10 protein-coding genes are annotated in these 13,473 nt (G+C 64.1%); 3 read left to right on the plus strand and 7 right to left on the minus strand.

Annotation, left to right across the window (positions count from 1 at the left end; translation table 11 throughout):
- Positions 1–74: 74 nt before the first annotated feature.
- From LG661_RS05025 to LG661_RS05035, 3 genes are all read right to left on the minus strand, one after another.
- Positions 75–1,148: a calcium-binding protein gene (locus LG661_RS05025; RefSeq protein WP_230530781.1), complete on the minus strand. Its 1,074-nt coding sequence runs from the start codon at positions 1,146–1,148 to the stop codon at positions 75–77.
- Positions 1,145–1,336 carry a hypothetical protein gene (locus tag LG661_RS05030; RefSeq protein ID WP_230530782.1) on the minus strand — a complete coding sequence of 64 codons (192 nt, stop codon included), beginning with the start codon at positions 1,334–1,336 and terminating at the stop codon, positions 1,145–1,147. The genes LG661_RS05025 and LG661_RS05030 overlap by 4 nt, the downstream gene beginning before the upstream one ends.
- Positions 1,337–1,718: 382 nt before the next feature.
- Complete coding sequence (locus LG661_RS05035; protein ID WP_230530783.1) at positions 1,719–1,838, minus strand: DUF1963 domain-containing protein; 120 nt, start codon at positions 1,836–1,838, stop codon at positions 1,719–1,721.
- 198 nt (positions 1,839–2,036) lie between these two features.
- Here LG661_RS05035 and LG661_RS05040 point away from each other — a divergent pair, with 198 nt between their 5' ends.
- The 3 genes from LG661_RS05040 (at position 2,037) to LG661_RS05050 (ending at position 3,683) form a co-directional block, all read left to right on the plus strand.
- Positions 2,037–2,888, plus strand: a complete 852-nt coding sequence (locus LG661_RS05040) for a hypothetical protein (RefSeq protein ID WP_230530784.1) — start codon at positions 2,037–2,039, stop codon at positions 2,886–2,888.
- Positions 2,889–2,971: 83 nt separating this feature from the next.
- On the plus strand, positions 2,972–3,163 hold the full coding sequence (locus LG661_RS05045) for a hypothetical protein (protein ID WP_230530785.1): 192 nt from the start codon (positions 2,972–2,974) through the stop codon (positions 3,161–3,163).
- Positions 3,164–3,215: 52 nt separating this feature from the next.
- Complete coding sequence (locus LG661_RS05050; RefSeq protein WP_230530786.1) at positions 3,216–3,683, plus strand: GFA family protein; 468 nt, start codon at positions 3,216–3,218, stop codon at positions 3,681–3,683.
- Between the two features lie 3 nt (positions 3,684–3,686).
- On the opposite strand, the gene LG661_RS05055 is transcribed toward LG661_RS05050, so the two are convergent.
- From LG661_RS05055 to cckA, 4 genes are all read right to left on the minus strand, one after another.
- On the minus strand, positions 3,687–5,654 hold the full coding sequence (locus tag LG661_RS05055) for a vWA domain-containing protein (protein ID WP_230530787.1): 1,968 nt from the start codon (positions 5,652–5,654) through the stop codon (positions 3,687–3,689).
- A 239-nt stretch (positions 5,655–5,893) separates the two neighbouring features.
- Positions 5,894–8,542 carry an alanine--tRNA ligase gene (gene alaS / locus LG661_RS05060; protein WP_230530788.1) on the minus strand — a complete coding sequence of 883 codons (2,649 nt, stop codon included), beginning with the start codon at positions 8,540–8,542 and terminating at the stop codon, positions 5,894–5,896.
- A gap of 739 nt (positions 8,543–9,281) precedes the next feature.
- Positions 9,282–10,376: a recombinase RecA gene (gene recA / locus LG661_RS05065; RefSeq protein ID WP_322098839.1), complete on the minus strand. Its 1,095-nt coding sequence runs from the start codon at positions 10,374–10,376 to the stop codon at positions 9,282–9,284.
- A gap of 172 nt (positions 10,377–10,548) precedes the next feature.
- The gene (gene cckA, locus LG661_RS05070; RefSeq protein ID WP_230530790.1) at positions 10,549–13,086 is read right to left on the minus strand and encodes a cell cycle histidine kinase CckA; all 2,538 of its coding nucleotides are present in this window, start codon (positions 13,084–13,086) and stop codon (positions 10,549–10,551) included.
- Positions 13,087–13,473: the final 387 nt, after the last annotated feature.

Genomic DNA, 13,473 nt, shown 5'->3' on the forward strand with positions numbered 1-13,473 from the left:
CAGCGATTGACTCTCGATCAGCGTGAAGAGAAGAGCCGGCTGCAATGAGGACCGGCTCCTCTCTCGCGGTAGGATTAAGCGATGAAGAAGTCGTGGTGGCTCAAAGCTTTAGGCTTATTCCACAGTGTCGCAAATTTCACTGCAGCATCACCGCCGCGCCCATCCTCATCGTAATAGAGGGCTCCTGTCTTGTTGTCATAGATGATCCGGTCAGTCTTATCGTGAGCCTTGGAACCCTGGTGGAAGGACGCCTTTGTCAGCTTTCCATCCTTCTCAAGCGCAAGAAAGACATCACGATCAAGCATGATCTTATCGAACTTACGCTTGAAGTCCTTGATCACGTCGACATTCTTTTTCCCCAGATCGGCATCGAAGAGGAAAAAGTCACGCCCGCCTTTTCCAAGCAGGGTATCGGATCCAGCGCCGCCACTTAGAACGTTGTCGCCGCGGCTGCCCTTAAGGGTGTCTTTTGTGCTTGTCCCGATCTTATCGGCGAAAGCCACCGGCGTGTCGATGTCCTCAATGCCGTTGCTGTACATCTTGGCACGCATTTCAGCTGATAACCTGCCTTGAGTCAGAATGACTTTGTCATTGTACGAGTTGCCAGAGAGCATAGTTGCGACCGTACCGCTATCCACGGTGACCGTGCATGAACCTCCATTCTCAAAGGAGTACACACCGATCTCGCTGACGCCTTGCAGAGATTTGTTACGGAGGTCGATTTCACTGCCATGGATTGTGAAACTGCCCACATCCTTCAGGTCTATAACCTGCAGACTACGAAACTCCTCTACGGCAATATCGAAATGCTCGAGGCCTGCGACGCCATTGACCTGCTCGATATTCCGAATACCAGTGAGATTGGCTATGCTCGTGTTGACGTTCAGGACGTCGTAACCACCGCGCCCATCGACAGTGTCGAAGTTCGTCAGATCTCCGCCGTCAAGGGCGTTAAGGACGAAAACATCATTGCCTTCACTGCCGACGATATTCTCGTCGTACTTATCGAGGAAGGTTATCGTCTTTCCGGTTGGAACCGTCAGATCGACAGTAGCCTCGATTTTTGCGCCCTCCTTCGTCTGAAGAGACACGACGATGTCACGCTCAGCCGAATAGGACTGATCGTCGGCTGAGTTCCTGTATTTCAAGCGCCGACGATCTCTCCGACACCATGAATGGAAGCCGAGGGAGCGAATTTGATGATGACGTTGTTCTGTGTAGAAGCAGCATCGACCTCGCCGACTTCGGTCAATCCATAGCCCGCTAGGAATACCGAAATCTTGCTGCCGACTGCGAGGCCGTTCGAGAACGAGACCTTATCAGAAGCCTGAGCCACCAGATGATCGAAGTCGTTCGCCCCCTCGACCCGGATCTGAAGGAAGTCCAGTTCTGTCTCCGGGCCAAACTTATGAACCGTACCTTGCCCCCCTCGATGGGCTCAAGGTAAGAGTTCGTGTAAGTCGCCCTATAACCGGCATCTATACTGACGGTCCCGCCGACTGCCACATGAAGCCGGTCACCATCAAGATAGTTAATTCTGATCTTAGATACAGGATCGTAAGTTGCCATCGTTTAGGCCCTTGTGCAGGATAGCTGTAAATTTATAATATTTCGTAAATTTTACAATCCGGGACTGGCTCATTGCTGTGCAGGGCAGTCTAAGAGCGCCTCCGAGCCAGAGTGCAGGCCTATGTTTCCGCAGCTTATGTGCGGCCCTTTCAGTGGCTCTGCAGGATCAGGTGAGCCCTTTCGAAGCGGCGGGCGCGCAGGTCGTCCCGGCGGATCCACAGGGAGAGTATCCCGGAATCGGCCCACATCATGCCGATGTCACCCCGCATCGATGAGGCCTTCCTCGATCTCCCGTACGGTCTCGACCATTTCCGCCTCCAGAACCGCGAACTAAACGCAACTCTATTTCTAATTCTTTGAGTGTCACAACCTCGAGCATTCTCTCTGTCTGTCGATGGGGTTGGACGGACTTGTTCCGTCAATCCGTGCTATCGGAATGTGAGGAGCCTTCCAGAGGTCAAAAACAGATGTATCGCCCTGTTATTCCAGCGTCGCGCCAAAGCCGCCAAGCCATCTGGCTTGCCCTGATCGCTGCGTCCTTTCTTGTCGCTGGTGATGCCTATGCGCAGACCCAGCCTCAGGCTGTGCGCCTGACGGAGGTCAAGGATCTCGATTCCCTCGATCCCGACTGGATCATGGGGATCTGCAACCTGCCCGGCCTCACCTGCAATAAGGTGGAGGCGCCCCGCCTCTTCGAGCGCAAGACCGCTCAGGGATCCGAGTATTACGCCGTGATGGTGGGAGGGACGCTCGCCCATCTGCGCATGGAGGCTCCGGCGCAATGGGAGCTTCTGAACCGCTGGAGCTTTGCGGAGCATCCCTTCGTCTCGGGCCAGGAGGATCAGGTCGATGGGCTCAAGATCCACCCCGCCCTCTACCCGGCCGGCCCGAACCTCTGGGCCGTCGCCGTGCTGAAGGAGGAGACGGAAGGCTATGCAGGCGGCGGCGCGCAGTTCGTGACCGCCGATTTCGTAGCGCTCGACCCGCAGGTGACGGAGATCGGCGACGACCAGGTTCTGTTCGGGGCGGTGCCCTTCAGCTGCTCCAAAATCGTACGCGCCTGCTTCACGCCGCAGGAGTACAAGACCTCCCCACACTGCCACGCGGAGAACAAGGGCTTCCTGACGCTGACCTACAAGCCCTCCTCCGGCGCGCGTCTCTATGACTGGACCGCCACTTGGCACCAGGTCTCCTGGCCCGCAGGCGCTCCGAAAAGCGCACGCACCACGGAGAAGACCGTCGCAGCCCTCAAAGTTGGCAAACCTGCCCTCGCCCCTAAGACCTTCCCCTTCTGCGCCGGCGGCCCGCCCGACCTCTGAGGCTCACGTCCAAGGAACATCCTGGTCCCGACGGGGGTTCGTTCCACGAACGGACAAGATTTCCCTGAGGAGGATTTTGGGACATGAGCGACCAAGAGCGTTCCGGCGAGGGCCCCCTGGCCTATGCGGTGCGAGAGTATCGGCGTCTCTACGAAGAAGCCCGGGCCGGGCAGCGCCCCTGGGATGAAGACGCCACCTTGCGGGCGCTGGCCATGAAGACCCACGTGACGGTCGAGGAACTCCGCGAAGCGGTCAAACCGACTTCCGCACGGTAGCCCTTTCAGCCAAGATCGGCCGACTGACCGACTCCGTCAGGGAGAGCCGCGCATGCCTGCCCCTTCGTCCGAACCTGTCATGACCGGCGGCTGCCAATGCGGCGCGGTGCGCTACGCGCTGATGTCGGAACCGACTCATGCCAGCATCTGCCATTGCCGCATGTGCCAGAAGGCCTTCGGCAATTACTTTGCTCCGCTGACCGGCGTGCCGCGGGCGGATCTCGTCTGGACCAAGGGCGAGCCCGGGATTTTCAGAAGCTCGGAAGCCGCAGAGCGGGGCTTCTGCCGGGATTGCGGCACGCCGCTGACCTATTCCTACCTGGAGAACGACCGCATCACCGTCTCCATCGGCAGCCTCGACGATCCCGGCCGGGTGACGCCGGAGATCCAGTACGGGGTCGAAAGCAGGCTCCCGGCCTTCACGTTGCTGCACACTCTACCGGAGCAGCGGACGGAGGATTACGCGACGCCGGAAGAGCTGGCGAAGATGGCCTCGCGCCAGCACCCCGACCGGGAGTGAGGCTTAGTCGACCCGGATCGGCTGCTTCGCCAGGACCACATGGCCGGCATCGTCGGTCACCATCACGTAGCGCAGCTCGTAATCCCCCGGCTCCTCGGGGGCCTGAAGCGCCAGCGGCATCTCCTCGGCCTCGGTGTAGCGGAAGGTCTCGTAGGCATCGGGAGCCGACCCGACCGGCACGATGGTGACGTAGTCCGTCGCGCTGCCGGGACCCGTAAAGGTGACGGGCACGCTGCCGCCGCGTTCCGCCCGGTCCGGGGCGGTGAGAGTCGCGACAGGAGGATCGACAATCAATGGGCTCGCGGCCAGCACCTTGCTGACCCCATGGGCCTCCAGCACGAAGCGGATCTCGTAGGCGCCCGGCACCCCCGGAAGGCGCAGCTCCGCCTCCTGCGTCTCGTCGGGCGTGCGCCAGTCCAGGGCATCCGCGGCGGGAGCTCCGCGCTTGGCGATTCCGACGAAGGAATTGCCGCTGCCCTTGCCCGTATAGGCGACCTTGATCGGCGAACCCGCCATGCCGCGCTCCGGCGCACGGATTGCAGCGCTCGCCGCGGTCGCCGTGATAGAACGCTTCGCCAGCACGCGGGGATCGAGCCCGGAGACATAGCTGATCTCATAGGCGCCCGGTTCCGGCGGAAGGGTGAGGGTCACGGCTTCCTCCCCCTCCACATAGGCGAAGTCGAAGGGCTGCCCCAGCGGATCGGCTCCGACCTTGGAGAGCCCCACCCAGTCCTCGCGCGCGCCGGGACCGGCAACTTTCACCGTCACGGCGGAACCGGCGGAGGCCTGGGCCGGTGCGTCGAGCGTCGCCGCCACCGGCGTTACCGCAATCTTCGCTCTGGCCAGGACCGCGCCCAGTTCCTCGGAGACATAGCGCAGTTCGTACTCGCCCGGCTCGCCCGGGATGCGAATGCTGAGCGGGTTGCCCTCGCTCGTATAGGTGTACTGCCGGGTTTCGAGCGGATCGCCGCTGGCGCGACCCAGCGCAATGTAGTCGCCCTTCCCGTCAGGGCCGCTCCATTGCACATCGAGCAGGCCGGTCGCCGGGACGCTTGTCTTCGCCGGCTGAAGGCTCGCCTCGGGAAGTTCACCGGCGAGCGCGACGACGATCTTCGCAGGCTTGTCCTTCGTAACCTCGACCTCGCTCCGGCCGGTCCTGGATCCCGCCATGGCGGATACCCGGTAGCGCCCCGGCTGCAGGGTGATCGCGCCGGAGACTTGCTCGGCCACCGCGCCGGTCTCACCGCTGCGGGCGATGGTGAAGAGGGCCTGCGGCACAGGACGTCCTGCCTCCGTTGCTTCGAGAGCGATGGAACGGGTCCTCACCGCCGGCTTGGGCTTGGCCTTCGTTGTGGCTTTCAGCGCCTCCCCGAGTTCACCCGCATTCGCAGCCGCCAGGAAGGTGCCGCCGGTGCGCTCCGCAATGCAGGCGAGCTTCGGGCGCTCCACCGCAGAGACATCGAACCCGATCACATGGGCAACGAGGCCTGCATTCTTGCGCTTCAGCTCCTCGGCGAGAGCGCAGGGATCGCCTTTGCACGTCTCGACTCCGTCGGTGAGAATGATGATGCTGCCGGGCTTTCCGGCCTCGAGCAGGTTTGCCGCCTCCTTCAGGGAGGCTGTGATCGGCGTCTTGCCGCGCGGGGTCAGGCGACCGGCGACGGCCTGCACCTTGGAGCTGTCGACGGGACCAACGGGCAGCGCGACCTCGATGTCCTCACAATCGCCCGAGCGGCGGTGGCCATAGGCGACGACGCCGAGCCGCGTGCCCTTGGGGAGCGCCTCGACCAGTGCGGTTACCGCATCCCGCGCAATCGCCATCTTGGGCTGCCCGTCGATCCTGCCCCACATGCTGTTGGAAGCATCGATTACGAGCACGGTCGGGGCTGAACTGCGTTCCTGCGCCACTGCTTGCGCCATACCGAAGATGCTGCCGAGGACAAGGATGGAAACGGCGAGAGACGATTTCATGATCTGATGTTCCGAATGCTGTTCGGGGCATCGGAAAGATCATGCCTTCCGTCAAGTCAACGACAGTCGAATGCAGGCGCTTTTGCAGGTGAAATCAGGAATGTTCTTTCCGTTTCGTGCGCTGGAGCACGCTGTTCGACTCATAGCCGGCCGGGCAGAAAGGAAAGCGCCGTGAGCGAAGGGCTTCGCTCACGGCGCGATTTTCCATTGCGGAGGGCGAGCCCTCCTCGACCGATGCCTCAGGCGGAAAGCGCTGCCTCGATGGCCGAGAGAGCCGCTTCGGCCTGCACCCCGTCGGGGCCGCCGGCCTGGGCCATGTCGCGGCGTCCGCCGCCACCCTTGCCGCCGAGCTTCTCAGAGCCGACGCGCACGAGGGACACGGCGTCGTACTTCTCCGTCAGGTCCTCCGTGACGCCGACGACGATGCCGGCCTTGCCGTCCTCCGCCACGCCGACGATGGCGACGATGCCGGAGCCGAGGCGCTTCTTGCCCTCGTCGGCGAGGCTCTTGAGATCCTTCATCTCGACGCCGGAGACCGCGCGGGCCATGAGCTTCACGCCATTCACATCGCGGATCGGCTCATCGCCGCCCGCAGCACCGCCGCCCATGGCGAGCTTGCGGCGGGCCTCGGCCAGTTCGCGCTCCAGCTTGCGCCGGTCCTCCAGCAGGGTGGCAAGGCGCGAGGGCACCTCGTCGACCGGGGTTTTCAGAAGGTTTGCGACCTCGCGCAGCTTCCGGCTTTCCTCGGCGAGGTGACGGCGGGCGGCATCGCCCGTCATGGCCTCGACGCGGCGCACGCCCGCGGCCACCGCGCCCTCGGAGACGATGGCGACGACGCCGATATCACCCGTGCGGTTGACGTGCGTGCCGCCGCAGAGTTCGACCGAGAAGGTTCTGTTGCCCACGTCCTTGCCCATGGAGACGACGCGGACCTCATCGCCGTATTTCTCGCCGAAGAGCGCGCGGGCGCCGGATTCGATGGCCTCGTCCACGGCCATGAGCTTGGTGACGACCGGCTCGTTCTGGAGCAGCACGCGGTTTGCGATCTCCTCCACTTCCGTCAGTTCCGCATCCTCGATGGGCTTCGGATGGCTGAAGTCGAAGCGCAGACGGTCGGGCGCGACGAGCGAGCCCTTCTGGGCCACGTGGTCGCCCAGGACCTGGCGCAGGGCCTCGTGCAGGAGGTGGGTGGCGGAATGGTTCGCGCGCACCGCCGAGCGGCGCTCGTGATCCACCATCAGCTCCAGCGGCTGATTGAGCTTCAACGCGCCGTGTTCGACCAGAACATGGTGCACGAAGAGGTCGCCGAGCTTCTTCTCGGTATTGGTCACGCGAACGCGCGCGCCCTCCCCCTGCATGATGCCGGTATCTCCGACCTGGCCGCCGGACTCGCCGTAGAACGGAGTCTGGTTGAGCACCACGAGTCCGGTCTCGCCCGCCTTGAGTTCTTGCACTTCCTCGCCGTCTTTGAGCAGGGCAAGCGTGACGCCCTCGGCGGTCTCGGTGTCGTAGCCGAGGAACTCGGTCGCGCCGGTGCGCTCGCGGACGCCGAACCATACGGTCTCCGTCGCCGCCTCGCCGGAGCCCGACCAGGCCGCGCGGGCCTTTTCGCGCTGGCGCTCCATGGCGGCTTTGAAGGCATCCGTATCGACGCCGATGCCGCGGGGCTTGAGCGCATCCTGCGTCAGGTCCAGGGGGAAGCCGTAGGTGTCGTAGAGGGTGAAGGCGGTCTCGCCGGAGAGCTTCTGTCCCTCCGAAAGGGAGCGGGTCTCCTCGTCCAGGATGGACAGGCCGCGCTCCAGGGTCTTGCGAAAGCGGGTTTCCTCCAGCCGCAGGGTCTCGGCGATCAGCGACTCGGCGCGGATGAGTTCCGGATAGGCCTGCCCCATCTCGCGCACGAGCGCAGGAACGAGGCGGAACATGAGCGGCTCCTTGGCGCCGAGCAGCTGCGCATGGCGCATGGCGCGGCGCATGATGCGGCGAAGCACGTAGCCGCGGCCCTCGTTGGAGGGCAGCACGCCGTCGGCGACCAGGAAGCACGATGTGCGCAGGTGATCGGCGATCACCCGGTGCGAGGCCTTGCGGTCGCCCTCGGGCGCGACGCCGGTGGCGTGGGCCACCGCATCGATGAGCGTGCGGAAGAGGTCCGTGTCGTAATTCGAGTGTACGCCCTGCATGATGGCGGAGATGCGCTCCAGGCCCATGCCGGTGTCGATGGACGGCCTGGGCAGCGCGATGCGGTTGCCGGGCTCGATCTGCTCGTACTGCATGAAGACGAGGTTCCAGAACTCGAGGAACCGGTCGCCGTCCTCCTCCGGGCTGCCGGGAGGACCGCCCCAGAGCTTGTCGCCCTGGTCGATGAAGATTTCCGAGCACGGACCGCAGGGACCGGTATCGCCCATCTGCCAGAAATTGTCCGAGGTCGGGATGCGGATGATCTTGGAATCCGAGAACCCGGCGATCTTCTTCCAGAGGTCCGCCGCCTCGTCGTCATCGTGGTAGACCGTGACGAGGAGCTTGTCCTTGGGAAGGTCGAACTCCTTGGTGATCAGCCCCCAGGCGAGCTCGATGGCGCGCTCCTTGAAGTAGTCGCCGAACGAGAAGTTGCCCAGCATCTCGAAGAAGGTGTGGTGGCGCGCCGTGTAGCCCACATTGTCGAGATCGTTGTGCTTGCCGCCCGCGCGCACGCATTTCTGCGCCGTCGCCGCCGTGCTGTAGGGCCGCTTCTCGACGCCGGTGAAGACGTTCTTGAACTGCACCATGCCGGCATTGGTGAACATCAGGGTCGGATCGTTGCGCGGCACGAGGGGGCTCGAGGCCACGACCTCATGGCCGTTCTTGGCGAAGTAATCGAGGAAGGCCGACCGGATTTCGTTGACGCCGCTCATGGGTTCTCAAACTTAAGGTAAGGGGGCTTTTTGAAGCCCGTAAAGGATTTGCCGGAGGCCGGTTTTAGCCGTCCGCACACGCCCTGTCGAGGCGGCGCATCGTCTATTTGAAACCGGCCGGCTCCCCAATTCCTATCGGGAGAGACAGGGGTGGAGAATGCGGGTGCGATCTGCCGCAATCCCACTCCGATCCTCGCTCGCGCCGGGTGCGGTGCGAGCGGCTGCCGGCCGGGTCCTGTGCCGGCCGTGCCTTGGCCCTGCGGGCAGGGAAAGCACAGGCCGCCGCTCATTTCGCGGTCCTCCGCGGCGCGCGAGGCACGCGGCTGGGATATCAAACAGCAGCGCCTTCGGGCCCGGAGCCGGTTGGCTCCGAGCCTGAAGAGATTCGAGGGGTCGCGCGAAGGGCGTTCCGGCTCGAATGGTGTTAGTAATGGAAGAGCCGGATGGCCCCTCGCGCACGGCTTTTTTAGGCGGTCCATCACCCGTTGCCGGATGCGACTGGCCTCCCGTCGGGACGGCGCGCGTTTCGCCCTCCCGCAGGACCGTGTCGGGCTCCACGCTAGCGACGCCTCGCGAGCGCGCCCCTCGGTGAGCCACAACATCTCTTTATAGCCGAGCTTGAGCCTCCTGTCAAGAACAAAGCAAGAACACTCTCCAGGTGGGAATAGAAAAGGCCGCCGCGATCTCTCGCGACGGCCTCTCGTTTGCCCTTGAAGGAGAGCAAAATCTTCATCATGCCTTAGTCTGCGGAACCCTCGTCCAGATCGTCGGCGGTCGGGGTCGCCTGCTCCAGGATGCGGTCGGCCAGGAGACCGGCGTTCTGGCGGATCTGGGATTCGATCTTGTTGGCGATCTCCGGGTTGTCGCGCAGGAACTGCTTGGCGTTCTCGCGGCCCTGACCGAGGCGCTGGCTGTCGTAGGAGAACCAGGCGCCGGACTTTTCCACGATGCTGGCCTTGACGCCGAGATCGACGAGCTCGCCCACCTTCGAGACGCCTTCTCCGAACATGATGTCGAACTCGACCTGCTTGAAGGGCGGAGCGACCTTGTTCTTGACGACCTTGACGCGGACCGAGTTGCCGATCGGATCGTCGCGATCCTTCAGCGTCGAGACGCGGCGGATGTCGAGGCGGACGGAAGCGTAGAACTTCAGGGCGTTGCCGCCCGTGGTCGTCTCGGGGCTTCCGTACATGACGCCGATCTTCATGCGGATCTGGTTGATGAAGATCACCATCGTGTTCGAACGGGAGATCGAACCGGTGAGCTTGCGCAGGGCCTGGCTCATGAGGCGGGCCTGGAGGCCCGGCTGGACCTCGCCCATCTCGCCGTCGAGCTCGGCCTTGGGGGTGAGCGCCGCCACCGAGTCGATGACCAGCACGTCCACCGCGCCGGAGCGCACGAGGGTGTCGGCGATCTCCAGGGCCTGCTCGCCCGTGTCTGGCTGGGAGATCAGGAGGTCGTCCAGGTTCACCCCGAGCTTGCGGGCATAGACCGGATCGAGCGCGTGCTCCGCGTCCACGAAGGCGCAGACGCCGCCCTTCTTCTGGGCTTCGGCGATGGTGTGCAGCGCCAGGGTCGTCTTACCTGAGGATTCCGGCCCGTAGATCTCGATGATGCGCCCGCGCGGCAGACCGCCGACGCCGAGCGCGATGTCGAGGCCCAGCGACCCCGTGGAGATCGTTTCGATTTCGACCGGCTGCTGCCCCTTGCCGAGCCGCATGATCGAGCCCTTGCCGAAGGCGCGCTCGATCTGGGAGAGCGCCGCGTCGAGAGCTTTCGATTTATCTTTATCCATTGATGAGCTTTCCACCAGTCTCAGGGAAGACTGCGACATGACCAGACATCCTTATGGCAGGAGGAGGAGGGATTCTCAACGCGGTGTTGAGGCAATATATGTACCCTCTTTGTTCACACGCGCAAGTTCTTTTTTTGTTCTCGGCAATTTATTCACAGGCTCCCCGCCCACGATATTGCCGCGGGGGAAATAGCTGCCTGATTTCAGCGTGCTACCGCCCCATCACCTGCTTCACCGTCTCCACCAGCTGGCGCAGGCTGAAGGGCTTGGGGAGGAAGTTGAACTCCTCTCCTTCGGGCAGGTTCTTTCGGAAGGCGTCCTCGGCGTAGCCGGAGACGAAGATGACCTTCAGGTCCGGATAGAGCTTGCGCAGCTCGCGCAGCAGCGAGGGGCCGTCCATTTCCGGCATCACCACGTCCGAGACCACGAGGTCGACCGCCGCGCCGCGCTCGCCGATGACCTGCATGGCCTCGATGCCGGAGGCGGCCTCCAGCACCGTGTAGCCGCGGGCGGACAGCGCCCGCGCGTTCACGGCGCGGACCGGATCCTCGTCCTCCACCAGCAGGATGGTGCCCTGCCCGGTCATGTCGGCGGCAGGCTTCTTGGGCGCGTCGGCCTTCACCTCCTCCGGCACCTCCTGGACCTCGGGCACGTGGCGCGGGAGGTAAATGCGGAAGGTGGTGCCCGCCCCGGGCTTCGAGTCCACGTCGATGAAGCCGCCGGATTGCTTGACGATGCCGAAGACCGTCGACAGGCCGAGCCCCGTGCCCTTGCCGATCTCCTTCGTGGTGAAGAACGGCTCGAAGATCTTTTCCAGCACCTCGGGCGTCATGCCGGTGCCGGTGTCGGAGACCTCGACCAGCACATAATCGGCGGCGGGTATGCCGCTCACGTTCAGGCGGGCGGCCTCGGCCTGCGAAACATTGGCCGTGCGGATCGCGAGCTTGCCGCCGCCCGGCATGGCGTCGCGCGCATTGACGGCGAGGTTCACGACCACCTGCTCGAACTGGTTCACGTCGGCCTTCACGAACCACAGGTCGCGCCCGTGGCTGAGGTCGAGCTCCACGCGCTCGCCGAGAAGGCGCTTCAGGAGCATGGAGAGATCGTAGAGCCGGTCGTTGAGGTTCAGCACCTCCGGCCGCAGGGTCTGGCGGCGGGAGAAGGCCAGGAGCTGGCGCACCAGGCTCGCGGCCCGGTTGGCGTTCTGCTTGATCTGCATGATGTCCTGGAAGGACGGGTCCGTCGGCCGGTGGCTGCCCAGCAGCAGATCGCTGTAGCCGATGATGGCCTGGAGCACGTTGTTGAAGTCGTGCGCCACGCCGCCGGCGAGCTGGCCCACCGCGTTCATCTTCTGCGACTGGGCGAGCTGCTCCTCCACTTTCCGGAAATCCGTGGTGTCGAGGGCGTAGAGGATTGCCGTCTCGTCGTCCGTGCCGGTATCGCCCACGGGCGTCACCCAGACCCGGACGGAGCCCGCATTCTCACCCGCCAGCTGCAGTTCGAGGGGCTGGATGTCGCCCCGGTTCTCCGCGGCCGCCCTGAGGGCCGCCTCGATGGGCGCGCCGTCGCGAAAGGCGTCGAGGATGGCAGGCCTCTCCCCTCCGGCATCGCCCGTGCGCGGCAGGGCCCCGAAAAGCTTGGTGAAGGGCGCGTTCGCATGGACGATCCGGCCGGTCCGGTTGACGGTCGCAATGGCAATCGGCGTGTTGTTGAAGAAGCGGGCGAAGCGCACCTCCGCCGCCCGCTGCCCCTCGTCCACCTCGACGCCGGGGGAGCGGTTGAGGACGAGGGTGCGGGACGCGCCCATCTGGCCGTCCTGTCCGAAGGCGATGCGGTGATAGAGGCGCACCGGCAGGAACTGGCCGTTGCGGCGGCGAAGATCCAGGTCGAAGGTCTCGGTGCGCACGCTGCCCGGCTCGCCGGAGAAGGAGGCCATCATCGCCACCACGTTGCGCGGCACGATATCCGACAGGCTCAAGCCCCCGGACCCTACCTGGGCGAGGTCGTAGTCGAGCCATGAGGCCAGGGTCGCATTGAGGTAGACGATGGAGCCGTCCGGCCCGATGGAGAGGAAGCCCGCAGGCGCATGATCGAGGTAATCGATGGCGTGCTGGAGCTCCTGGAAGACGTTCTCCTGCCGCTCGCGCTCATGGGTCACGTCGGCGATCGTCCACAGGGCCGCCTGCCGTCCGCCGGGACGCGGCACGGGACGCACGCGCACGCGGTACCAGCCGAATTCCTGCGCCCCGTCGAGGGAGGGAGACAGGCGGATCTCCTCCGCTCCGTTGCGCTGCTCGCGCGCCGCCTGGGAGAGCCGGTAGATGGCCTCGGAGACTTCCGGCGCCCCCATGAAGAGGCGCTCGACGGCCCGGACGTCTCCGTCGCCCCCATTGGCCCCGGCAATCGCGAGATAGGTCTCATTGGCGTAGATGACGCGCCCGTCGTCCTCGATCACCACGAGGCCTTCGCTCGAGGTGTCGGCCATGAGCTTGGTGATGTCGTTGCGGACCGTCTGGCCGGAGAACTGGATGACGCCGATGGCCATGGCGAAGAGAAAGAAGACGCCCGCCATGGCGAGAAAGGCCAGGAGCCCGAGGATCAGCGGCTGAGCCTGCTCGACGCCGAGGAAGCGCAGACTTAGCACCGCACCCACCAGCAGGGTCGCCAGCAGCAGGACAAACCCGATATGGCCGGGACGGTCTGAACGATCGATCGTCGCGCCCTTTGGCGTATCGCCCACATGAGCCATGAAACGTCACAATCCCCAAGGAAACGGCCAGCGCCCTGCGACTCCGGCTTCAGAGACGCGGCCGGGCGCTCGACCCGTCCGGCCAGCATAGATGAAATTTATTGATTGACCTCTAAGGCGGCATCAAGAGAAAGCGCAAGAGCCCCGCAATCCAGGCTTTGCATGGGATAAGAGCCTCAAACCCTTGAGCTTTGCCCGCTCCCGGCCACATTTGCTTCTATAGAAGGGGATGAAGGTCTTTTCCGGCCGGACGCCGGGGGCCGCTCCCTTCCTCCTTTGCCACATGCGAGGGCGTCGCCGTTAACCATCTGTTAACCTTGCCGCTCGCTTTGGCAGCCAATGTGGTACAACCACCACAGAACTGGCCTGCAAAGGCCCCCACAAGGC

The organism is Microvirga roseola (genome assembly GCF_020866965.1).
In the GTDB taxonomy this organism is placed as follows: Bacteria; Pseudomonadota; Alphaproteobacteria; order Rhizobiales; family Beijerinckiaceae; genus Microvirga; species Microvirga roseola.

What these genes read in the sequence shown, in the direction of transcription:
- alaS (WP_230530788.1), bottom strand. Translation starts at nt 8,542, where the DNA reads ATGAGCGGCGTCAACGAAATCCGGTCGGCCTTCCTCGATTACTTCGCC.
- LG661_RS05040 (WP_230530784.1), top strand. Translation starts at nt 2,037, where the DNA reads ATGTATCGCCCTGTTATTCCAGCGTCGCGCCAAAGCCGCCAAGCCATC.
- LG661_RS05055 (WP_230530787.1), bottom strand. Translation starts at nt 5,654, where the DNA reads ATGAAATCGTCTCTCGCCGTTTCCATCCTTGTCCTCGGCAGCATCTTC.
- LG661_RS05035 (WP_230530783.1), bottom strand. Translation starts at nt 1,838, where the DNA reads ATGCGGGGTGACATCGGCATGATGTGGGCCGATTCCGGGATACTCTCC.
- LG661_RS05050 (WP_230530786.1), top strand. Translation starts at nt 3,216, where the DNA reads ATGCCTGCCCCTTCGTCCGAACCTGTCATGACCGGCGGCTGCCAATGC.
- LG661_RS05045 (WP_230530785.1), top strand. Translation starts at nt 2,972, where the DNA reads ATGAGCGACCAAGAGCGTTCCGGCGAGGGCCCCCTGGCCTATGCGGTG.
- recA (WP_322098839.1), bottom strand. Translation starts at nt 10,376, where the DNA reads ATGTCGCAGTCTTCCCTGAGACTGGTGGAAAGCTCATCAATGGATAAA.
- cckA (WP_230530790.1), bottom strand. Translation starts at nt 13,086, where the DNA reads ATGGCTCATGTGGGCGATACGCCAAAGGGCGCGACGATCGATCGTTCA.